This is a genomic window from Streptomyces nanshensis, assembly GCF_001751255.1.
Taxonomy (GTDB): Bacteria; Actinomycetota; Actinomycetes; order Streptomycetales; family Streptomycetaceae; genus Streptomyces; species Streptomyces nanshensis_A.
The window spans coordinates 22,856-44,810 of sequence record NZ_LJGW01000520.1; the positions used below are offsets into that span (position 1 = coordinate 22,856).

The following is a 21,955-nucleotide window of genomic DNA, read 5'->3' on the forward strand; positions in this document are numbered from 1 at the left end:
GCCATGTTCTCCATCATCGAGAAGGCGCTGTGCTGCCGTGCAAACTGCCAGCACCGTGTTCTGCTCGTCACGCCGGGGCAGGGGCGCCAGGTTGTTGTGGAGGTCCCGCAGACGCCCAGCGTCTGCGGCGTGGGCCTGGTGTTTGGGGGTGGGGCGTGGACCGAGCACCTGTCGTCTGACGGGCTCCTCACCTCGTGAGCGGCAGCCAAGCCACGGCGACGTTGGGTGCTCGTAGGGCGTAGTCCAACGAGTCAGGAGTGACTGACGAATCCGGCAGCCCCGAGGAGAGCACGATCGGCACCCCGCCTTGCTGCGCGATCTCAACTCGTACCTGCTCGGTCACGGGAGCTTCCCACTCCTCGATGCCGAGCCTCAAGGTCAACACTCTTGCACTCAGAACTGCGGTCCCCTGAGCGGCGCGGATAGGTTCATCACGAGGCACGAGGCCAAGGTCTCGGCGATAGTCGGTGACGCCCACCCACCAACCGTCCCGGTCACGATTCGGAGGCACGAAGTCGATGGACTCAAGGTGTGGATTGACCAGGATGGCCACGGGAGTTCGATCGTCTATGCGGAGCAGGCTGGTCTTGACCGCGATCGCGCGCCAGCTGGCCAGCGCGCGCGAAGTACCAATGACCGTCATCACCCCGTGCCGTCGGTCTCCGGCCGGTCCGTCGGTGTCTACCCAATCGGGATAGCGGCACATGCCCAGATGGTTCAAGGTTGCAGTCGCCTTGCCGGGCTGCTCGAACACCCGCAGCGCGGGAACTCCATCGTCAAGAGAACCCCCGCAGTACTGGCAGTCAATCGGCCACAACAAGGCCATTGCTTTCTCGAGTTGCCCTGGAGCTAGGTGACGTTCGGTGCTCCCACTGACTGCGACGGCTGACAGGCCCGGCTGCCCCTCTGCCGCATGGACGATCCGCCAGTCCGGCATCAGCATTGGGGCGCGCTGCCGAGCTCGGCGTAGCCAGAGCTGAGCGATATCGAGCTGGCCACGCAGAGCCAGGACAGTGCCCAGCGTGATCATGGCATCGGGGTCGCCGGACTCCGCACGCAATAGCGCGCCGTCGTGGGCCCGCTGGATATACAACGTTGCTTCGTCCGGGAGTTCGCCGAACGCCAACGTCCCAGCATAAGCAAGAGCCGCAGCAGGCAGTCCGTGATCAGCTGCGCTCACCAGCCACTGGGCGCGGTTGCCCATGAGGTTCATGTTCCGCCGTAGCCAGTCGCCATACCTGACGGCACATTCGGCGTCTCCCCACTCAGCTCCTCTGAGCCAGAACTCCCGAGCCGCCTCCTCATCCTCATCATCCAGAGCAAGGTCACCGAGCACCCGCAACGCGCGTGCCTCACCCGCCCGCACCGCCGCCTCAAGCCACCTTTGGGCTCTCTCGCCGTCCTCCGCTTCGGCAAGCAGTGCACCTAGGTGGCACATAGCCGCACCATCGCCTCGATTGGCTGCGTCGCGCAGCCACCGCTCCCCCTCCTGCCGGCTCGATACTTCCCCTTGGTCGATGAGCAGGCCCGCGAGCTCTGTCATCGCAGCGGTATCCCCCGCCTGTGCCGCCGGACGGAGTGCCCTGAGTGCGATATCAGGACGATCTGCCAACTGAGCGTTCCAGGCGAGCAGTGAGAGGTTTGGCCCATCGACGAGTCGCACGGCCTCCTCCCATGCCGCATCGGCCACTGGAGTCACGCCAGCCGCCCACGAGTCTTCAGCCACCAGATAATCGAAGGGTTGCCAGCCGCACTCATCGTCTGGCACGAGGAGGCTTGTCGCTCCGAGTAGAACCTCCGAGGCCCAGGCCCACGCCTCCTCCAGGGACTCCGGCCGCAGTTTGGCGCCGCCCGCACGCTTGAGGTAGGCGTGATGCAGCCGCTCCAATGCTGCGCCCGGCAGTGGTCCCGCAAGGCCAGTTCTGGCCAGGTCGATCCCCGCGGTCACTAGAGCCGCCCCACGGGGATGCCCTCCATCCACTCCGAGCGACCCAACGGCCGCACGCAGCCGCTCCATCAACTGGGGTCCCCCCGCGAGGTATTCCGGCAGGCCGTAGTCGTCACCGGCCGCAAGTGCTTCGACCAGACGGGGGTCACCGGAGCCAGCAGCGGCCGCACGTTCCCCATCGCTCCAGATCCGGTCGACGGGGACGAGCGCAGCGCGCCGAAGCACAGCCTCGGCAAAAGTCGGCCCGTCGAGCGCCTCGCCTGCGCCGCGCCGGGCGCTTCGGTTCACGTACCGGTCATACAGTTGAGAACGCAAGGTGGCGAGGACAACCGTCCCGCTCCTCTGCAGCCCGGTCAGCAGTTCACCGGTAAGCCCTTTGGGATGCAGATGGCGCTCTAGATCATCCAGCCAGACCACCCGGTACCTGCCTGGTTCCCGACAGTCGTCTGTAAGCCCACTGAGATCGGTCGCTGGATCAGGGCAGCAGACCTGCCACTCACCGAGCGTCCGCCGCATCGCCTCAAATGCGGAACGCGTTTTTCCTACCCCCGAATTTCCCGTCATCAAAACGAAGCCGCCCTGGCGCGCCGCCGCCCGCAGGCGTCCGTCGAGCCTTTCGTCAAGATCCCGCGAAACGTACGGCACAGTTTCAGGCAGGCCATCGACCTCACGCACAGGATGGGTACCGTAACCAACCGCCTCCGCCCCAGCGACCGCCTCCCACGCAAAGCGCCGTTTGCGTCGGATCCGCTCCAGGGCTGGCCGCACTCCGGTGTGCCGCTCCACGAGTTCGAGAAATTCCTCGTTGGCGAGGAGCGTCCTTGCCGGAACCGCCTCCAGGCGACCGTGCGCCCAGCCATTCGGATCATCGACTGCCACCCCGACCAGGTAGTCCCCCAGGAAAGCGGCTGCGCCAGACATTCCCCGCCATGGCGAGCCGTCTCGCGATGTCTGCGGGGCCGAGTGCGCACTGTCGATCACATAGCGCCCGCGCAGTACTGACGAGCCGGGCTTGAGTGTGCCGACCAGCTGCTCAGAATCAGGCCGACGGCCCGTCCGCTGGGCGTGGGGAAACCCGATGACCTCGCAACCGGACCAGACCGACGAACCTTCCAGCTCACCCCAGCGCACCGGCGGGGTCGCCTCCGGCTCAATTAGGTCGGCATCCGCCAGCAGCAGCGCCGCGTCGCACGCCTCGCCCACACCCCGCCAGAGAACTTTGCAGTCCTGGAGCCCGGAGCCACCCGGGACACCAGCCCGTGCGTCACTGGCACTGACCACATGACGGGCAGTCAGGATCAGCCGTGCGCTCAGTAGCCAGCCGCTGCCCTGCGTACTTCCCTCGACAATCACGATGCGCCACCGCATAGCCTCCCCCATGTCATAGCCCCCCGGCGACGTCAGTCCCGCATGTTCCCGAAGTCGTCCAGTTCAGCTGGGTCCGGGTTACCGATCAGCCAACTCGTGCTGTCCGATGAGCGCCTGGGTTCCAAGGTCAGCGCAATCCGGTGGGCCTTGTGCTGCGCGGCAGCGGCACTGACGTCCCCGGACACAACCCAGGCTTTGAAACCCGCCTTAGCCTGAGCGTCCCTGCGGAGCTCTACGGAGAACTCAAGGGTGATATCCCGGACATCGAACCGCAGTTCCTCGCCATCGCCCGCGACGGCGGCGTCGAGGAGCTGCTGCCTCACGGCCGCCACGGCCTGTGTGAGTTCGATCTCATGAAACGCGTCCGTCACGTCGCCCCCCCGCAACCGCAGACTGGAACTAGCAAGGATAGGAAGGCCGCCACGCGCCCGGCATGGGGGTCGCGCTCACTGTAGTTGTCCCCGCCGGGTTGCGTCAGGTCCCGGGCCACCAGACAAGCAGGGCGCAGGTCATCAGGGCGATGGGGACAGCGGTGATGAGGAAATACTTCTGGAGTTCGTGAGCCTCCAGGTAGTCATGCAGAACTTCCCATTGCCGGCGTACCACTCTTCCCCCGCCCGATGCTCTCGGCACCGGTGGTTCATTGGTCAACCGTCGTGCCGTGGCCCTCCCGTGGTGGCTGGAGACAACGGATGCCGGCAGCGTCATGTCATCCGGGCCAGAGGCGTGCGATGCGGTAGCGGTCGGCTCTGACGGAAGGACAGCCGATGGGAGGGGTGCCTCCCCGTCTTCGTGTGGTGGGGGTTCCCCGGGGCTGTCGGCCGGCTGTGGCTTGAGTTCACCGGCTACCTGCACCAAGTCGCCTAGCAGTGCTGAATCTTCGCGGAGCTCGACCTCCGCGTTCTCGATGGTGGCGAGCCACACTTCCCGTTCTGCAGCAGGAAGTTGCTCGGCGACTACGGCGGCGGTCTCCTTCAGCATGCCTGGGTGGGAGGCGATCACACCTGCAGCACTGTCCGCCAGAAGGTCTTGGGTGGGGGCAGCGCGGGTGAGGATCGTCAGGCAGCGTCGCCGCTGGCTGCCTGTGAGCGCGGGGGAGGTGAGAACCTGCTCAAGGAACTCTTCACCACTGGAGGTATTCAACTCGTCGATGAGCGCTGCATTTAGGGCGTCGGGGCCAAGACCGCCGAAGTAACCCTCGTCAAGGGCCGGGTAGAGGTCTCGGAGTAAGCGCCGCAGCGTCAGGATGGTGTCGGGTGGCAGCGGCGGAGGGACCTCGAACTCGCGGTAGTAGAAAAGCCAGGCGGCGGTAATGACCCCCTTGGCGTCGTCCTTGTGGGCGGCACCAGCCATGCTCTGCACAGCAACGAGGGCACGTAGCAGATCCGGGTCGACGTCCAGACGCTCGGCGTCGACACCGCGCTGGCAGTACTTCATCTCATGCTCCAGCAGCACTGCGGTGGCCGCTGGCTTCTCGTCGAGCGCCTGGCGGGAGTGGAGCAGCACGTCGGCGAGTGCGTCCATGTGGACGGTTAGGGGATGATCAGGGTAGGGGAGCTCCGACAACCATTCCTGGTCGATCTCGCCGTCTTCCTCCAGGCGCTCGGCCGCCTCGTCAGGGTTCCAGTCATCAGGTACGCCAGCCCGGTGGAGAGCGGCTATCTGCCGATTGAAGGCGAGTGCGGCGACCTCCTGTACCTGGGCCCGGGTCAGCTGCCGGTAGAGCGCCTCGGGGACAAGCTGAATTATCTCCCCTCTGGTCGCGGCAGCGTGCCGGATGCGCAGCCGTTCCCACCACTCACGGGTGGAGCGTGCCAGCAGCAGGAGGCGCACCGGGCGGCCGGGCGGCCGGTGTGCCGCCAGCGCATTGAGCACCTGTTCGACCTGCTGGGTGCGTGACTCGGCGTAATCGATGATGATCAGTACGGGCCGGACGAGGTGACAGAAGTCGGCATACGCCTCGGAACGCTGCTCGGGGACGTCGGAGAGGAATCCGGCGCACCAGGGTATGTCCGGGTTCTGCGGGAGGTGCTCGGCGTCGGGGCGTCGTTCAGAAAGGCGGCGTGCCAGCTCCACGGCCAGCCGGGTCTTTCCGATTCCGCCGGGGCCCTGCACGACAGCGGAGTCCACGGTCCGCCCGCTGGCGCACCAATCGAGCAACGTGGTCAACTCGGCGTCGAGACCAGTGAAGTCCACGATCTCCGAGCGAGGTGAGAGCAGGTAGGACGCTGCGGCCGCGGGCTGCGGCGGACAGTCGAAGAGCCGTGCGAGATCGGCAGCCTCCAGCCGTGGCCGCGCCTGTGAAGCCTGCTCCACCAGGTCGCAGAATCCCCGGTCATCCAGCAGCCGCCGCACCGGAAGGGCTTCCAGACGGCCACTGTTCCACCCTGCAGGCTCATCTGTGATCACGCCCAGCAGCAGGTCCTGACAGAACACCCCCGCTCCAGACATTCCGCTCCACGGGGAACCGGTTGTTCCGCTGGAGGACTGTGGGGGTTCCCCAGCTACCTGCAAACTGTAGGTGCGAGAGGCGTTGTCAATGACGTTGATGCGGCCGACCGCCACATGGGGCGCACGGTATTCCCAACGATCATCGGCAGCGACATCAGATCCTCGCCGTACTGCTGCGCGAGGAAGTCCCACGGCAGTGCATTCGGGGGCCGAAGTAGGCCTGGTGCAGGTGAGTTCGCCCCACCGCACTGGCGCAAACGCCTCTTTCAGATCTTGAGGCCGGCACCGCAGCAGCGCTGCATCCCCACGGCGCCACGCAAGATCTGCGACCACCTGGGGGCCCTGCACTCCGTCGTTGAGTAATCGGACGAGGCGAGGCGCATCTCCAAAGCCAACTGCCACTTCCACCAGGTGGTAGGCCGTCAGGATCAGGCCAGGTGCGACCACAGTGCCCGCGCCTACGCGTCCCGCGTACTCCACTGAGGCAGCACGATTCCATCCCATCCCAGCCCCCTGCCTAGGCGAACGGGCGCCCGCCCGGGGTCTCGCCCAAGTGGCCCTGATCACTGATCGGCCTCAGACTGGCTCCCTCCAACTCCAAACTGACGGTCATGCGGTGCGTCTGTGCAGTGGAGCGCTCTCCGCGCGCTTCACCAGAGACGACGAACGCCTTCATGCTGCCGCCGGCCGAACTTGTCTTGCGCAGCTCGATTCCCAGGTCCAAGACGACATCCTTCACCCTGAACCGAAGATCCGAGCCTGCACCGTCTCGCTGCGCGGCCTCCAGGCCCTCCCGTACGGCTTTGATTGCTTCGGACAGCTCCATACCGTCCAATCCATTACCCCCTCAAGTCATCATCGTGGCAAGACAGTTGGGCATGCCTCCGCTCACGATAAGGCTCTGCACTTCGCCAGTTCCGAGAGGTCCGCTGTCCTGGCCTGTTCTCACCTCCTGCGCGCAGACTCTTCACGGCAAGAGAGTGGTTCACAGGTCATTTGCGGGCGGGAGACGGGCGGGAGATCAGACGGTGGCCCGTTGGGCTGACGCAGTCAAAGCCTGCAACTGTGCGTGCATGCCGGTGGCGAGATCCACTGTGGGCTGCCATTCGAGGGTCGACTGAGCTCGGCGAGAGTCGGCACGGGTGGTCAGAACATCGCCGTTGCGTGCGGTGGCCGCCTGAAGCTGGATCTCGCGACCCGTAAGGCTGTTGGCGATGTTGATGACGTCGATCAGTGACGCGTTGGTGCCACCGCCCACGTTCACGATGCTGGTGTCGGGCGGGGCACCTGCGGCGGCGATGGTGGCTGCCACTGCGTGATCGATGTAGGTGAAGTCCCGGCGTTGGTGACCGTCACCGAAGAGGCGCAACGGGTCACCCCTCAGAGCGGAGTGCAGGGCGGTCGCAGGAGCCGCCGCAGTTGCCTGCTATGTCTCCAAGTCAGAGCACCAGCCGCATGCCCTCTGGTTCAGTGGGGGATGCCTTCGATGATGTCGCGGGCGTCCTGGCGGAGGAGTTCGGCGCACACTCGGCTGCCGAGTGTGGCGGGGTCGTTGGAGGTCTCGTCCCAGATGTGGGCGTGGGCGAACTTCGAGCCGTCGCGGGAGAAGACCATGCCGCGCAGGGAGAGTTGGCCGTCCGGTTCGGTGGTGCAGTATCCGGCGATCGGTGAGTTGCAGTGGCCTCGCAGGCCGTGGAGCATCACACGCTCGGCGGTGGCCTCGGTCTGGGTCTTGGGGTGGTTGAGGCGTTCCAGCAGTGCGGCCACCGGGGCGTCGTCGCGGCGGCACTCCAGGGCGAGGACGCCGGCGCCGACGGCGGGCAGCATCTCGTGCACGGTGAACTCGGCAACGATGCGGTGGGTCAGGCCGAGGCGTTCCAGGCCGGCGCGGGGCAGCATCCCGGCGAAGATCAAACCCTGCGACATGGGCTGGTCGCCGGGGACGTCCTTGAGGCAGTGAATCGCCGCGTCGATGTCGCCGCGCTGCAACTGCTGGTCGATGGCTTTGACGAACGGTCCCTTCCCGCCCAACTGGGCAAGGTCGCCTTGCCCAGTTGTCGGCTTCGGTGACGGTGGGCACGGCCTCGACCTTGAGGGACGGCTCCAGCTCGTGCAGCAGGGCGGTGACGTGCTCGGTCTGCGCGAGTGCCATGGGCGAGTTGCGGGTGCCGATGCGAAGGGTCCGGTCGGCGAAGTCGGTCAGGCTCACGGGACGGTGGTCCTCTCCTCGGTGCGGATCTCACGGTCGACGGGCAAGCGGGGGCTTCGTGTCGCGGCGTCGAGGCGGGCGCGATAACCGGATGCAGCAGCTCGTGAGCCTGCACGGGAGGGGCCCAGAGGAGCGCGTCAAGTTCTGTGCGTTGAAGCCGGAAGTCGTAGCAGTCGTCGTCCAGTTCGGGCCCCGTGAAGAGGAAGACGAACCGGTCACGGTGTCGTGGGCGGGTTGCTTGCAGCCACTCCACAGCCAGTAGATCCGGCGGGCGGACGGCGAGGGCCAGGCCCAGCTCCTCGCGTACTTCGCGCTCCGCCGCCGCGGCCGGTGATTCGCCCGCTTCGATCAGCCCGCCGGGAAGCTGCCACGGCGCGTCGTCCTTGGCGGGGTGCACGATCAGGACGTCGCCGCGATGGTCTGTGATCAGTACCTGGGAGTTGCGGGGTGCCCGTACGCGATCTTCTCCTGGGACACAGGCACGCTTCGGAGGGCGGCAGCCGGTCAAGTGGGCGCCAACATCCCCCAGGTGGGTGAAACTTTGCGGGTGGTTCCTGACTGGAAAGTAAAGCTGATCACGTGCGCGGTGCTGGCCGCCCTCTGTGCCCTGCTCGTCGCTATGCGCTTCGTATGGCTCCGGTACGTCTGGCCGTTCGTTCGGAGACATGTCGTCCTGCGAGTGCGTCACGAGTTTCGGCGGTTGACGAGCCGGTTGACCGCTCGCGTGGTTGCCCCGATGCACTCTGTCTTGCCCGGCATCGTGACCGGCCTGCCGCCGCACAGGGGCCTAGCCGACCTCTGCGTCTCGCGGTGGGCCCGAACCTTCCTGAGGGGCATACCGGTACGGGCATTTTTGCTGGCCGCACTGGTAATTGCGGTATGGAACGAGGCCGTCATCCGAAGGGAGTGGACTGAGACGAATCCCGCGCCGCAGTCCGCCGATCCTCTCGAAGCTTTGATCGGCGGATGCGTGGATGCAGCGCAGTGGACCATTTTCATACTCCCCTTGGAACTCCCCGGGACGGCGGTCCGGATCTGGGAGCATCCGACGGAGGTGGTCGGGTTGCTGCGAACCCCTATCGTCGCGGTGCTCCTGTGCTGGGCAGTCCTCATGTTGCTTCCCGGCTTCCTCGTGCTCGTGGGGCTTCGTCCCCTTCTGCCTCGGACGGACCAGCGGCGCATCGAAGCCGAATCCGAGACGCGGAACTGGCCGGTCGTGCTTCTGATGCTGTCCGCGGTTCACTGTGGGCGCACTGTTGCCCAGCTCCAGGAGCTGGGACCGCTCGACCTGCCGGGGCTGTCTGTGCGCAGGGCGGAGCGGGTGATCCGCCGGGCGTGGAAGACGCGACACGGGAAGGTGCGTCGGTATCAGCAGCCGGAGCTGAAGACCCATGCCGCGCGGGTTATCAGTGCGCTGCGCAGGGCGGAGGCCCGGCAGTACGAGGATCCCGAAGAGGCGTTGCGGACCATGGCAACCCTGTTGGCCACAGTGGCTCACCGGTACGCGGAGGGGCGCACGCTTCAGCTCTTGGACGAACACCAGATGACGGGGGCTGAGCCTGTCGCGGATCGCTCGTGGCTGCGCCTGGCGGTGTCCGGGGTCGTGATCGTCGGTGTGTTGGTGGCGCTCTCACGGGTCGATCTACCTGAGATGGCGACCGGCCCGGCTGTTGCGCTGATCATCACGGCTGTGTTCGCGGGGGTCTATCGCGGGCGCCTCCCCGGCTATCACGACCTCATCGACATCTTCCGCGGCGCCGACCGGCGGTGAGGGCGAGCATCGCAGGCGTTTACCCACCGAGTTTTCCGTGCGGGAGGAAATCCCCGCTCTACCGCTCCGCCATCAAGTACGGCCCAGTGGTCGTGCGGGGTCGTGGGTCAAGGAGCTGGGGCGGCCGGGGTGCCGGCGGGCAGGTCGATGAACTTCGGATACGAGAATCGAACTCGTGAGGGGTTGCCCCCAACACGCTTTCCAAATGTTCGTCTCGGCGTTCGGGGGTGGGCGGGGGCGTTCTGACCTGCGGTCGGGCTTGCGTCGGTGCGGTGCCTGAACGGCGCTGCACGGGGGTGAATGCAACCAGAACTGCAACCGCGAATGTCATGCGAGTACCGGCGCGGAGCGCTCCGGACGGTCTGAGAGTCCGGTCAGAACCGTTGCTGATCGTGAGGATTCCGGAAGCAGTGCATGAGCCTCAGCGTGAGTTCCTCGGCGATGTTCGGCACCGCACCTTCGATGGTTGTGGCGTCCCAAGTCTCGTCGGGCAGGAGCTGCACCGGACCACCCCGTCCGCCGCGTGCCAGCGGGAAGCTGTTGGAGGTCTTGGCAGAGTCCAAGCTCATCACGGTCAGGATCTCGGCGGGGTCGATGGCCAGCGCGGGAGCGAAGCGGGTTTGCGGGACGTCGTGGAGACGTAGCAGCAGCCAAAGCAAGTCAGCGATGCGTGCCTGGGCGAACTCTGGATCGAGAACCGGCATGAACATGTGACTGGAACGGGGTAGCGACTCCCAACAGCTCCGTTGGCCGGACCGCTTAATCGCCAGACCGATACTGCGACCTTGCCGCGCGTCGCGGACGTACGCAGCAGTGAAGTCGTCACCGATCACGCTCGATACTTCTTCGGTGGCTGTGAAGAACGACGCTGACCGCCCCAGGGACACGAGGTCCTCCTTGAGCTGATTCATCTGGCGCATGGACAGCCGGGGGCTTTCCTCCGGCAGCAGATGAAGCTCAATCGTCGCACTTTCGCTTGACCACGGGGGTAGCAGCTCCCTGCGCCAAGCAACTGGCAACGGCTCGTTGAGCTGCTGACCGGCGACAGCACTGGCCATGACAGAGGTGCCGACGGTCTCGGGGCGTGCGGACGGTTGCTCAGTCTTCACTGTTCCGGGGAAGGTCAGCGATTTGATGACGGCGATGGTGAGGGCTGCGGCGTTGTCAGCGGCAAGCAGCTGGAAGCCGCCGGTGTCTGTCTGCTGCTTACTGCCGTCAGCTCGGTCGCTGATGCCACGGATGACCAAGGCCGAAACCTGCTCAGCCATGGAAGCGGCGCCTGAGAAGCCTGCTCCTTCCGTTTCGATGGCGGCAACACCATTGTAGTGCTCGTCCAGAAGGTCCTGCAGCGTGGACGCCTGGGCGTTCACAACCACCTCGCCGGCCGCGATCGGTTTGAAGTGGACTTCGGGGATCTCACGGCCTGTGGGAAATAGAGACTCCGCCCACTGCGGATCCAGCACGGCGAAACGGGCTGTCTGCTCAAGCCGGTGTGATGCTGACCAAGTCACGGGCCGGGTCTTGAATGTCTGTTCCTGCTTTCCCCCGTGGTAGGAGAAAACTTGCGTGGCAACGACGACGTCGCCGAGAGCTACGTCGCGTTTCATGCCTCCAGCAATGCCCGTGAAGAAGACAGCGTCCGGGCCGATCATTTGGATGGCGCGCTCAGTAAGGACGGCTGCGCCCTGGTTCCCTTGACCGACCTGAGCGAGGTACACCTCCCAGTTGGTTCCCGGGATTCGGCCGACCTCGAAAATTGTCCCTGCCGCGTGGTCGACCCGTTGTGGGTCCGCGACCAGCGCCCGTACCGCTCGATACTCCAGTGGTAGCGCGGCGAAGATGATGATCTTTCCGCTGGACGGACGCATGTAGCACCTCGCGAAAACCGGCTTGTCTACCCGAGCGACCGTGATGCGCAGGGGCGTGAGTCACAGGCTAGCCCTGGGGTCGGACAACGCGGTTCAGCTGCATGGTAGTTGAGTGCACCCCCCGCTCCAGAACGATCTTTCGAAGGGGAATTTCGTGGCCGCTGCTGAGGATGTTACTGAGAGCAAAATACTGCTGGCCGAGTACGATCGCATCAAGGAGGAGCAGAGGGCTCGGATCGGATTCCGAGACAACCTGCTCTACTTCACTCTCGCTGCGTCTACCGCGGTCCTGGCGATCACCTTCCAGAACAGGCACGCTCAACTATTGCTCGCTCTTCCCGCCATCTGCCTCGTCCTGGGATGGACGTACTTGACCAACGACGAGAAGATCTCGGCGATCGGCCGTTACATCCGAGACCAGCTGGGGCCGAGGCTGGCTGAGCTCAGTGGTACTTCCCCTAGCGCCATATTTGGTTGGGAGGTCTACCACCGTGACGACGCCAGTCGCGCTACGCGTAAGCGTCTGCAAACCGCAGTCGATCTGTTCACATACTTGGTGTTGCCGACGACGTGTGTGATCACGTTCTGGACCTCTCGCGCTGTCCAACCTTTCCCCTTGATCGTCTCCGTCACAGAGACGCTCGCCCTAGCCGCACTAGGCTGGCAGTTCTTGCATTACGCCGAGCGCTAGTGTCCTGAGTCGTTAGTTTGCTTGAGGTTGTAGGGCGGGGTGATGCCTGGTCCGAAGCCGTTGTCGCTGGAGTTGTCCGATCACGAAGGCCGGGTGCTGCGCGGCTCGTTGCGCAAGCAGTCAGCGTCTCAAGCACTGGTGCTGCGGTCGAAGATCGTGCTGGCGTGCGCGGAGGGCTGCCGAACGCGCGGGTCGCGGACGATCTGGGCGTCTCGCGAGAGACGGTACGCAAGTGGCGGTCCCGGTTCGCCGCGAACCGGCTGGAAAGCCTGGCGGACCGACCGCGTTCGGGGCCACCGCGAAGGATCACCGACGAGCCGGTCGAAGCCCTGGTCGTCAGGACGCTCGGCCAGGCGCCACCGACGGGTGATTCGCACTGGTCAACACGTTCGACGGCCGAGGCGGAGGGCATGTCGCAGTCGGCCGTCTCGCGGATGTGACGGGCGTTCGGCCTCAAGCCGCACATCGTGGAGACCTGGAAGCTGTCGACCGACCCGCAGTTCGTGACCAAGGTCCGCGACGTGGTGGGCATCTACCTCGCCCCGTCGGAGAGCGCTCTGGTCCTGGCGGCAATTGACCGACGTCACCGCCCTGAGGAGGTCAGTAGGGTGGGTTCATGCCGAAGCACGAACCGTTCATCATCGACGGAGTCACTTACGAGCGCGATTCAGCTCCGGGAGAGGGCGGATCAGCCGTGGTGTGGAGGGCCCGCCGTAAGCCCGACGGTCAGGTGTTCGCAGTCAAACGGATTAACAAGGACCGCAACGCGGACTCCGCTCGCAACAAGCGTTTCAAGCAGGAGATCGAGTACGGACAGACATCGAGCCACCCGAACGTCGTGAGTATCCACGCGCGCTCAGAGGACGCGAACTTCTTCTACTACGTCATGGACTTCTACCCGATGACGCTGCGAAACGTGATCAACGACGAAACCAATGCTGACGTGCTTCTCGATTACGCGCGCCAGCTCTGCGATGCGCTCGCGTACGTGCACGGCGACGGCATAGTGCATCGCGACATCAAACCTGAGAATGTCCTCGTCGACCCTGATGCGCGCCGGCTCGTCCTGGCCGACTTCGGCATCGCGCATTTTAAGGACTCCTCGCTCACGAATCGCGGGGACCTCTTAGTGAACCGGAACTACCTCGCTCCCGAGCAGATGGTGAGGAACAACGCCCTCGATATCGGCAAGCCCGCGGACATCTTTGCGCTCGGCCTCGTCATAACCGAGATGTTCACGAAACAGAACGCCCGAGGGCGACGACACGCGCTTGTGCGCGACCGCTACCCCTTCCTGGCCGACCTCGACCCGATCATTGAACAGATGCTGCTCCAAGACGAGGCGCAGCGGTTCCGCATCGACACCGTACGCGGCATGCTTCGGGTAACCCTTCAGCGGCTCGACTCGACAATCGAGGAGATCTCCGATGATCTGCGCCCCAACGAAGCGTCCGCCGACAGCTCGTCCGGCGAGGTGGAGTGGATCCTCGGCCGTGCCGCGAGGGACGTGCTGTCGGCGAAGCATGTCTTCGAGCGGGTCGCCGACGGAGAGCTCGACCGATTCAACCTCAACTATCACTGCGAGGTTGCGTACCGGGTGAGCACGGAGCTGTTCAATACGTGTGCTCAAGCCGTTGTATATGCCTCGTGCAAGGCGAAGTTCGACTATGAGGCCGCCGGGCGGTGGGACGAGAACGACGACGCTCTCGTGTTGTCGGCCGCCAAGCCGGGGCTCCAACGCGAGCTGGAGACGATTCTGGCTGATTTCCCCCTCCCTCAGTCTTCGCGCTGGAACGGTCTGCCACGGCGATCGGCTCACTTGTTCCGGTTCTGCAAGGACTACCACTGCGAAGAGCTGCTGACGAGCATCCGCGAATCTGTCTACGGTGAAGGCAATGGCTCGTTGCGGGCGAATCTGATCAGCGCCCCGATCCTCTGGATCACCGGCTGGATGCGTGCGTATCTGGACACCGACTACCTGGAGTTCGACAAAACCGTTCGCGAGGACATCGGTTTCGAGCGCCACCTCTCGGTGCTCTGGGACAAGACGCTTCCGTTGGATTCGGCCCGAGAAGCGGTGGGAGTGGATCTGTTGACCGAGCCGCTCAACGCCGACCGCGTCGCCAGCACACTGCAGGCGCTTGAAGCGAAGTGGGATGTGTCCGTGGGAGAGCTCGTAGACGGTGAGTACTCGGTCATGTTCCGGTCACGCAACACGTACCGCTGCTTCCACGACGAGGCGCTCGACCTCGCAGAACCGGGCTCAGTATTCGAAGCCGACGTCCTCAATCTGCTCCGCCCTGAGGCGGAGTTCGACGACCTCGTCGCACTCACATGGGATCGGGACTTCGACGTGGCCGTCACGCTCGGGAAAATCCTCGGCACCCCCACGCGCTAGTGTCCGGAGTCCAAAGATCAAGGGCGGTCATAGGACGGGGTGGTGCCTGCTCCGAAGCCGTTGTCGTTGGAGTTGTCCGATCACGAAGGCCGGGTGCTGCGTGGCTGGTTGCGTAAGCGCACGGCGTCTCAGGCGTTGGTGTTGCGGTCGAGGATCGTGCTGGCGTGTGCGGAGGGCCTGCCGAACGCGCAGGTCGCGCTCGATCTGGGTGTCTCGCGGGAGATGGTGCGCAAGTGGTGGGCCCGATTCTTGGCGGATCGGCTGGAGGGTCTGGTGGACCGGCCGCGTTCGGGTCGCCGCGGAAGATCACGGACGAGCAGGTCGAGGTACTGGTTGCCAGGTCACTGGACCAGGCGTGACGTTAGAAGCGCCGACCAGATCGAGGTTGCCTCGCTCCGTCGATGAGGTCCTGTCGCCGCCCACGGTCACACATGCCTGTGGGGGCCACGAGCTGGCCGAGTAGGGCGGCTTGTAGGCGCTGGCTGCGCCAGTCTCAAGGATGTTGTGCCCAGGCGTTGCGCCCCGTTGTTCCAGTTGAGTGGCGACCACCACCGACGGGTTGGAGATGCAGGACAGCGTCTCGCCCGCTCGCCCTCTTGGTGGGTACCACGTCGCTGGGGTACGAGGGGAGAAGGGCCATGGAGGCGTGACGGTGAAGTCACCGCCAGGGCTCCATGGCTCAGCTCGGGTCGACGGCTGCCGGGTGGGGGCAACTACCAGTCGATTGTCAGGCGGGTGTCGGGTCGCGCGATCTGGGCGCCGGCTTCGATCTGGTCGTCGTCGGTGGCGGCGGGGTAGGCGGTAATGAGGGGTTGGGCGGGGCGTTCCTGGCTCCAGCGGTGTAGGAGGTCACTGACCTGTGCGGTGAGCTTGTTGGCGTCGGGGCCGTGGGTGGTGATGCCCAGTTCGTCGGCGTCGTCGCTGACGGGACGGGCGGTGAGGTAGGCGAAGGTGCCGCCGTCGTACAGGGCGGCGCCGGACCAGCGGAGGGCGGGGGCGGCCAGGCCGAGGTCGCGGGCGGCTGGGCCGATGGACAGCTTGCCGAAGCTCAGGTCGGACTCGATGGTGGCGAGCCAGAGGTCGAGGTGGGCTGCGGGCTCGTCATGGCGCACGTGGATGCCGGTCCATTGCTGGTGGGCGGGGTAGGTGAGGACGTCTGCCAGTGCGGCTTGGTCCGGCTGGTCGTCGGCGTCGACCTTGAGGATTGCGTTCTCGGCGAGACGGACATGGATCTCGCCCATCTCGGCCGCACCGCGCAGGGGGACGAACCCGCACACCGCTGCGTTGGTGCTGACCATGCGGTCGTCTTCGGTGCGGGTGAAGGCGATGGACCGGGTCAGGCCGCTGCCGTGCAGTCGCAGGGGGACGACGATCCGTCCGCCGGACGCGAGTTGGGACCACCAGGCGGCCGGGATGTCCCAGGCCCCGGCGGTGACGATGATCCGGTCGTACGGTGCGCGGTCGGGGTCTCCGAGGGCGCCGTCCCGGCACAGCACGGTGACGCGCTCGTACCCGGCTTCGGTCAGGTGGGTGCGGGCGCCTTCGGTGAGGTCGTCGTCGAGTTCGATAGTGACCACTCGCCCGCTCTCGCCGACGAGTTCGGCCAGCAGGGCGGCGTTGATGCCGGTGGCTGCGCCGATCTCCAAGACCCCTTGTCCGGGTGCGGCTTCGAGCTGTTCGAGCATCGTGGCGACGATGTTCGGGCTGGAGGCGGAGGAGATCGCGGTGCTGTCGGCCGCGCGCTTGGTGACTACCTGCTTGGGTGCGTAGGCCGTAGCGAGGTCCACCTCGGGGAGGAAGACGTGCCTCGGGATGGTGCGGAAGGCGTTCTTCACGGCTTCGGTGCGGAAGGTGCCGAGGCTGTCGATCTTGGCCACGAGGGCGTCGCGAAGGGCGCGGGGATCAGCGGTCGGCGTAGAGGTGGTGTCCATGGTCACTGGCCTGACTGTAGTGGGCTGAGCGGGGGTGCCCTCGGAGCTTCGCGGGGCCGTGCTGTGGCTGGGCTGGCGGTGAAAGATGATGCGGCTCGCTGCGCGGGCGATTGCGGCCTGGTGCTCCGCGCTGATGCCGAGGCGGTTGAAGGCGAACAGCAGATGGTCGGTGAGGACGGCGCGTATGCCGCGGGTCAGGGATCCGCCGCCGGCGAGTTCGGCGAGGGCTTTTCCGGCGTCCTCGTAGGCCGTGGGCCATGCGGGAGTCTGGCTGAGGGGGCTGCCAGGGATATCGTCGGCTGCGGTGATGAGCATCTGAACGCCGGCGAGGGGCGGTGCGGAAGGCTCCGCGGCGTCAGCGGCGCGGTGTTCGGCGACGGCCGTCCAGATGTCGCCTTGCTCGTAGAAGTCCTGGCCGGCCGCCTGCATCATGCGGGTGGCCAGCCGCAGGCCGATCTCGCGCCGGTGATCCGGCCCGCCGCGGGCGCGGGCGAGGTGCGTGAGGATGTGGCGGCTGTCGGCGTGGAAGAGGCGGTGGGCGATCTCCATGGCGGGTTCGCCGCCGAAGCGGTAGGTCTCCTGCTCGTACACCACGTCGCAGGCGTGAGCGCGCAGTTCGGGAGCTTCGGTCATCTGCGTGAAGAGGGCGGCGGTGTCCTCGTCGCGTCCCGGGGCGGGCTGGAGGCGCAGGCGCCAGGTTTCCCGCTTGCGGATGAACCACCACGAGGAGATCGCTCCATCGTCCTCGGCTTGGGCCAGCAGCGGCAGATGATTGCGGACGGCCAAGTCCTCGGCGGCCTGCCAGGTGTCGCTGGACAGATTGATCTGCCGCCAGGCGGGGATGGGTTCGTCGCGTGTCACAGGCGTTTCCCTCGGGCTAGTTGATCAACAGGCAGGTGGGCCAGCCGCCGGTGGTACCGGTGGCGATGCTGTGCAGGGTCAGGGCGGTGCCCGCGCTGCCCTCGATGAGTCCGGGTGCTTGGTCGCGGGCAGTGTCGCGGGCGTGGTCGAGGAGGCGGACCAGCAGCCGGTCCAGGCTGTGGTCGAGGCTGGTGGTGGCGTCGGCTGCGGCGTGCCAGGCCGTGGCGACGATTCCGGCCCAGCCGTGGCAGAGGGCGGGGTCGGTGATGCGGGCGAGCTGGACGGGATCGGCCAGGCAGCAGGCGAGGGCGTGCTCGGCCGCCTGCTGTCTGGCGGTGTCGCCCAGTGCGAGGGCGGCGAGTTGCTGGGCGCGGGCGATGCCGGGGGTGCCGTAGCACCAGGAGGGGCGGGCAGGTCCGTTCCGGTGGGGGCGGCCGTCTTCCATTTCGTCAAGGGTGATCCGCTCGGGCCACCATGGGCCGGCGACGGACGGTTGTCTCCAGACGTCCAGGTGGAGGCTGATGGTCTCGATGGCGTCGGCGTGCCCGTCGACGGTGATGCCCTCGCGCATCGCGAGGGCGAGCAGGGCCAGGGGGCCGGTGATGCCGTGGGCCATGCCGAGGTTGGCATGCCCGTGCGCGAACGCAGAGTCGCGCGAGCTGGCGGGGATGTCGGCGGTCCACCAGCCTGGTGCGCGGCTTCCGGCGGCGTCGTCGGCCGGGAGGGGCCGGGTGAGGCGAACCATGTAGGCGAGGACGCGGCGGAGCAGGTCACCGCCGGGGTCGCGCTTGAGCAGGTAGGCGCCGAGCCCGGCGAGCCCGCGGGTGACGTCGAACTCGTACTGCGAGGGCCGCAGTGCGGCATCCATCCGCTCGGCGGCAGGCGTCAGCCGGGTGTGGACGAGTTGGGCGACAGCGGCGTCCAGGCGGGCAAGGGCGCCTTCGTAGCGCCCGGGGGCGGCCAGGTGGAGGGCGAAGCCGACGGCCGGGGCGCCGAACCAGAGACCGGCCCCTGGCCCGGCGGTCAGGTCGTCGCGGGTGGCGCGGGCGAGCCATGCGTGCATCGCCTCGGTGCCGCCGAGGCCGTGCTGGGCGCGCAGCCCGTGCAGAACTGCGACGCCTGCGGCGCCTTTGGACAGGGACTGGTCGCGCCAGCGTGGGCTGTCGGGCCGGACGTCGTCGCCGTAGTTCACGTCCGGCGGGGTGGTCAGGGCGTCGGCGAGTTCGGCGGCGACGGTAGCGGCGTGTTCGCGCAGGGCTGCTGCCGTGGTTGTCGTGGTCTCCCGCACGCTCACTGTGCGCCCGCTCCCTTGTGTTGTCGATCGGGGTGGCGTGCGGAGCTGGCGAGGGCGATAGCTCGGGCCAGCTTGTAGGTCGTCGCCTCGGAGGTTCCTCCGGGGGAGTGGGCGCGGACGTGGTGCAGGTGCAGCAGCGAGCCGAGCACCGTCGCCGGAGCGGGGAGCCCGCCGGGGGCGGTGAGGCAGGCGGTGTACTTGGTTGCCGCCCGGGTGCGGGCTGCCCAGGCGGCAGCGAGGTCGCTGCCGCAGGGCAAGGTCTCCAGCCTCCCGTCGCGGGCGAGTTGGAGGGTGTGGTGGCGCGTCTGGTGGTCCTGGGCGCCGGCCCCGTCGGCGTACTGGGGGTGGTCGAGCAGCCAGTCCAGCCCTGCCTGTCGGCTGCCGATGACGGCGGCAGTGAAGTCGGCCATGCTCGCGGCGGTCAGCGCCTGCGGCGGGACCTCCTGGTGAGCGGCCAGGAAGGCGAACTGGGCGAGGACAGCTGCGGAGTCGGTGGCGAATAGGTGCTCGGCAGCCTCCATGGCATCACCCGTGCCGTACCGGCCGGTCTCCGGCCTGTAGGTGTCGAAAGTGATCTCCCCGGCCAGTCCCGCCTGCCGCAACTTGCCTGCCCAGGCGGCGAGGTGACCTGCGGCCCGCGCGGTGTCGGCGTCCCGCACCCGCAGCCGCAGGTGAGGGCGGGGGTGCCGGTAGCGGACGAACCACCACGGCGGCGGCTCGGCCCAGCGGGCCAGGAGTGCGGGCAGGTGCCGGGTGAGGATGTCGTCGATCGTTTCGCTCGGGCCGTACAGCTTCGCGAACACCACTGCGTCCCCAGCCCGGCTGTCGGCCGCAGGTGGCGGGACGCGGGTGAGGAAGGACGGCGCCGCCGCGGGTGGAGCTGTCGCGATCAGGGGGATGATGATCTCGTGGGCTCGGCCGCCGCACCATCCGTATTCCGCGCCGCTGGGCGCCTCAGTCACGGTGACCGGCCCGTCGGCGGCGTGCAGGTGGTGGCGCAGCACCGCCAGGTCCATGGCCTCATCCAGGTTCAGCCGTAGACGGCGGTCGCCGTCCCCGACCGCGACGGTGGCGGGCAGATGGCGGCGGCCGCGGAGCGTCTGCCAGGCCGCCGTCCACTGCCTCGTGGGGGTCTTCGGCCCGGGAAGGTCGGCGGGGTCGATTCGCCACTGGGCGGGGGCGAGGATGCTGCGGCCGTAGCGCACGCGCGGCAGGTGGGGCAGGCAGGCGGCGGCGCCCCAGTCGAACGCTGTGACTGCTGGGTGGGTGGAGCGTGGAATCTCGAACAGCAGCCTCGCCAGATCCGGCATGGTGTGCCGGGCTCCGGCGTGCGGCAGCATCGGCTCCACGACCCGCCGTTGCGAGCGGGAGACGACGTACAGGCGCGTGGAGTCCGCGGCGACGGCCAGGTCCGTCAGCGGGATATGCCCGTCGCTGTGGCGGTGTTCGGCCAGCGAGATGACGTGCGGCAGTACGGGCGTCACGCGCAGGACGTTCTCGCTGCCCACGTGCCTCGGAGGGTACGAGAGCTGTGCGGCCAGGCCGCCGGCCATCCCGGTCGGTGCCACCGGATGCAGGCCGGTGGTTTCATCCCGGTCTCCGTCGTCCAGTACATCGAGGAAGCGCCCGGTAGTGGCCCCGGCGCGGCCGAACCCGCTCACGACAAGGGTGAACTCTCCTTCGTCGAGGGCTGCTTGGGAGGAGGCGCGAATTTCCGCCGAGAGGTCCGCCGCTGACACGGGCGCCGCGCTGTCGCGGGCGGGGCCGATCTGTTCCAGCTCGGTCTCCTTGAGGACGATCTCGCTCACGCGGTCGAGGGCGGCCTGTTGGGCGAGGGCGAGGAGGACTTCGTCCCGTCGTGTGATCTCCCGTCCGGAGGTCGGGGCGGTGAAGTGGCGGGGGTAGCCGAGCCCGCCGGCGGAGTCGGTCAGCTCGGTGACCGGAACGGGGGTTGCGGGTCCGTATCGGGCCAGGAAGTCGCGGTGGTACTCGCGCCACGATGTGCTTGCTGATGGCTGCGGAGTGAGCCGGATCAGGGCTTGGGCTGCTTCGGCGGCTTCCATGGCCACCGAGTGGGGCAGCACGAGGTCGGCGTTCAACGAGAGGTCCACGGCCAAGGGCTGGTCGGTGACGCTCGACAGGACCCGCATTCGGTCCGTGACCAGGCGCCGGTCCGGCTCGCTACTCCAGGCTTCGGCCTGGCCAAGGCTGCTCATCTGGTGGTGAAGGGCGCGGAGTTCTGTGTGCACCGCCGTCACGTCGGGCATGGCGTCGGCGCCCGCCTCGTCCAGGGCGCCCAGTAACCATCCGAGGGGGTCAGTGCAGGTGCCTGGGGCGCGGAGGCTGCTGATCAGCACGCCGGAGGCCATCAGTTGGTCCATCACACCCATCAGCGCGTCGCGCGACGCGCCGGGATGCTCGGCGGCGGCCTTGTCGGCCAAGGCGCCGGCCGGGACGGGAGTGCGGGCTGCCTGGCAGATGGTGCGCACGACCGGAACTCGTCGTACGGTCACCTCCGCCACGTCCTCGCCCACGATGCGGACGGCGGCGGCCAAGTGGGGCTGCCAGGGCACCACCAGCTTCTCTCCGCGCTCGACGGCCACGTTGTTGACGACGACAGGTAGCTGCTCGCGCAGGGACGGGGACGCTTCGAGGCGGGCGATGATGTCGGCGAGCCAAACGGCGTCGGCCCTCGCACGGGGCCGGTGGTCGTCGTTCCACGACAGACGGGTTCTGTCGTCGAAGTGGAGGGGGCCGACTCCGGCGAAGGTGCCGAAGGGGGTGGCCCGGCCGCGTAGGCGGATCAGGTACCGGGCCAGGGAAGTGGCCATGTGCCGCAGGTCGGTGACAGCGTGTTCGCGCCCGCCAAGGGTCTGCTCGATCCGGTCGGCCAGGGCTGGGCTGGCCAGCGTGACGGCTTCGGCGAGAGGGCTGGTCGCCCACACTCTCGCGAGCCAGGACCGCCATGAGACAGCGTCGGCCGCCTCGCCGGGCCAGGGTGGCAAGTGCCTGTCCGGTCCGTAGGTGCTCGCCCGCCACATCGCCGCCGTCAGCGGCCGGTAGTACGGCGTGTACTCGATCGCTGTCACCATCAACTGCCTCTCCGCTGTGGCCTGGAGGTTCGGGCGGGGCCCCGGGGTGTCCGCGGCGAGGCTCCTCGCCGCG

15 protein-coding genes and 2 pseudogenes are annotated in these 21,955 nt (G+C 67.1%); 6 read left to right on the top strand and 11 right to left on the bottom strand.

Annotated features, from left to right (window positions below; all coding sequences use genetic code 11):
- The first annotated feature begins 3 nt into the window (after nucleotides 1-3).
- The gene (locus AN218_RS29410; protein ID WP_070020126.1) at nucleotides 4-198 is read left to right on the top strand and encodes a hypothetical protein; all 195 of its coding nucleotides are present in this window, start codon (nucleotides 4-6) and stop codon (nucleotides 196-198) included.
- Here AN218_RS29410 and AN218_RS35765 read toward each other — a convergent pair.
- From AN218_RS35765 to AN218_RS39120, 7 genes and pseudogenes are all read right to left on the bottom strand, one after another.
- The gene (locus AN218_RS35765; RefSeq protein WP_171908838.1) at nucleotides 188-3,316 is read right to left on the bottom strand and encodes a tetratricopeptide repeat protein; all 3,129 of its coding nucleotides are present in this window, start codon (nucleotides 3,314-3,316) and stop codon (nucleotides 188-190) included. The genes AN218_RS29410 and AN218_RS35765 overlap by 11 nt on opposite strands.
- A 32-nt stretch (nucleotides 3,317-3,348) precedes the next feature.
- Entirely contained in the window at nucleotides 3,349-3,687 is a 339-nt protein-coding gene (locus AN218_RS29425; RefSeq protein WP_070020129.1) for a trypco2 family protein, read from the bottom strand.
- A 103-nt stretch (nucleotides 3,688-3,790) separates the two neighbouring features.
- Nucleotides 3,791-6,271 (bottom strand): trypsin-like peptidase domain-containing protein, encoded by a 2,481-nt coding sequence (locus AN218_RS29430; protein WP_141747742.1) that lies wholly within the window; start codon nucleotides 6,269-6,271, stop codon nucleotides 3,791-3,793.
- Nucleotides 6,272-6,284: 13 nt separating this feature from the next.
- Nucleotides 6,285-6,593 (bottom strand): trypco2 family protein, encoded by a 309-nt coding sequence (locus AN218_RS29435; RefSeq protein WP_070020131.1) that lies wholly within the window; start codon nucleotides 6,591-6,593, stop codon nucleotides 6,285-6,287.
- 195 nt (nucleotides 6,594-6,788) lie between these two features.
- Nucleotides 6,789-7,163 carry a GDP-mannose 4,6-dehydratase gene (locus tag AN218_RS29440; protein WP_107421604.1) on the bottom strand — a complete coding sequence of 125 codons (375 nt, stop codon included), beginning with the start codon at nucleotides 7,161-7,163 and terminating at the stop codon, nucleotides 6,789-6,791.
- Between the two features lie 71 nt (nucleotides 7,164-7,234).
- Nucleotides 7,235-7,919 (bottom strand): annotated as a pseudogene (locus AN218_RS29445) (hydroxymethylbilane synthase).
- A 217-nt stretch (nucleotides 7,920-8,136) separates the two neighbouring features.
- Nucleotides 8,137-8,373: pseudogene (locus AN218_RS39120) on the bottom strand (NUDIX domain-containing protein); the annotation flags it as partial.
- Between AN218_RS39120 and AN218_RS38575 the strand changes: the two are divergent.
- Nucleotides 8,368-9,747: a hypothetical protein gene (locus tag AN218_RS38575; protein WP_070020133.1), complete on the top strand. Its 1,380-nt coding sequence runs from the start codon at nucleotides 8,368-8,370 to the stop codon at nucleotides 9,745-9,747. The pseudogene AN218_RS39120 and the gene AN218_RS38575 sit on opposite strands and share 6 nt — an antisense overlap.
- Before the next feature lie 374 nt (nucleotides 9,748-10,121).
- On the opposite strand, the gene AN218_RS29455 is transcribed toward AN218_RS38575, so the two are convergent.
- Nucleotides 10,122-11,615, bottom strand: a complete 1,494-nt coding sequence (locus AN218_RS29455; protein ID WP_070020134.1) for a 5'-methylthioadenosine/S-adenosylhomocysteine nucleosidase family protein — start codon at nucleotides 11,613-11,615, stop codon at nucleotides 10,122-10,124.
- A 154-nt stretch (nucleotides 11,616-11,769) separates the two neighbouring features.
- On the opposite strand from AN218_RS29455, the gene AN218_RS29460 reads away from it, so the two are divergent.
- The 4 genes from AN218_RS29460 to AN218_RS38585 all read left to right on the top strand — a co-directional run bounded on the left by AN218_RS29460 (nucleotide 11,770) and on the right by AN218_RS38585 (nucleotide 15,109).
- The gene (locus tag AN218_RS29460) at nucleotides 11,770-12,306 is read left to right on the top strand and encodes a hypothetical protein (protein ID WP_070020135.1); all 537 of its coding nucleotides are present in this window, start codon (nucleotides 11,770-11,772) and stop codon (nucleotides 12,304-12,306) included.
- A gap of 164 nt (nucleotides 12,307-12,470) precedes the next feature.
- Nucleotides 12,471-12,746 (top strand): helix-turn-helix domain-containing protein, encoded by a 276-nt coding sequence (locus AN218_RS38580; protein WP_244900820.1) that lies wholly within the window; start codon nucleotides 12,471-12,473, stop codon nucleotides 12,744-12,746.
- Nucleotides 12,747-12,922: 176 nt separating this feature from the next.
- Entirely contained in the window at nucleotides 12,923-14,704 is a 1,782-nt protein-coding gene (locus tag AN218_RS29470; protein ID WP_079132714.1) for a serine/threonine-protein kinase, read from the top strand.
- 156 nt (nucleotides 14,705-14,860) lie between these two features.
- Entirely contained in the window at nucleotides 14,861-15,109 is a 249-nt protein-coding gene (locus AN218_RS38585; RefSeq protein ID WP_244900823.1) for a helix-turn-helix domain-containing protein, read from the top strand.
- A gap of 308 nt (nucleotides 15,110-15,417) precedes the next feature.
- Here the strand turns inward: AN218_RS38585 and fxlM are convergent, their stop codons facing one another.
- From fxlM to AN218_RS29485, 3 genes are all read right to left on the bottom strand, one after another.
- Nucleotides 15,418-17,496 (bottom strand): methyltransferase, FxLD system, encoded by a 2,079-nt coding sequence (gene fxlM / locus AN218_RS29475; RefSeq protein WP_070020137.1) that lies wholly within the window; start codon nucleotides 17,494-17,496, stop codon nucleotides 15,418-15,420.
- 16 nt (nucleotides 17,497-17,512) lie between these two features.
- Nucleotides 17,513-18,790 carry a lanthionine synthetase C family protein gene (locus AN218_RS29480; RefSeq protein WP_244900821.1) on the bottom strand — a complete coding sequence of 426 codons (1,278 nt, stop codon included), beginning with the start codon at nucleotides 18,788-18,790 and terminating at the stop codon, nucleotides 17,513-17,515.
- The coding region (locus AN218_RS29485) for a lantibiotic dehydratase (RefSeq protein WP_216311820.1) at nucleotides 18,787-21,955 on the bottom strand (3,169 nt) is incomplete at its 5' end. The genes AN218_RS29480 and AN218_RS29485, both read right to left, overlap by 4 nt.

Bases quoted from the DNA above. Each gene is read 5' to 3' on its own strand.
- AN218_RS29430 (WP_141747742.1), bottom strand. From the start codon at position 6,271: ATGGGATGGAATCGTGCTGCCTCAGTGGAGTACGCGGGACGCGTAGGC.
- AN218_RS29455 (WP_070020134.1), bottom strand. From the start codon at position 11,615: ATGCGTCCGTCCAGCGGAAAGATCATCATCTTCGCCGCGCTACCACTG.
- AN218_RS35765 (WP_171908838.1), bottom strand. From the start codon at position 3,316: ATGCGGTGGCGCATCGTGATTGTCGAGGGAAGTACGCAGGGCAGCGGC.
- AN218_RS29435 (WP_070020131.1), bottom strand. From the start codon at position 6,593: ATGGAGCTGTCCGAAGCAATCAAAGCCGTACGGGAGGGCCTGGAGGCC.
- AN218_RS29470 (WP_079132714.1), top strand. From the start codon at position 12,923: ATGCCGAAGCACGAACCGTTCATCATCGACGGAGTCACTTACGAGCGC.
- AN218_RS29410 (WP_070020126.1), top strand. From the start codon at position 4: ATGTTCTCCATCATCGAGAAGGCGCTGTGCTGCCGTGCAAACTGCCAG.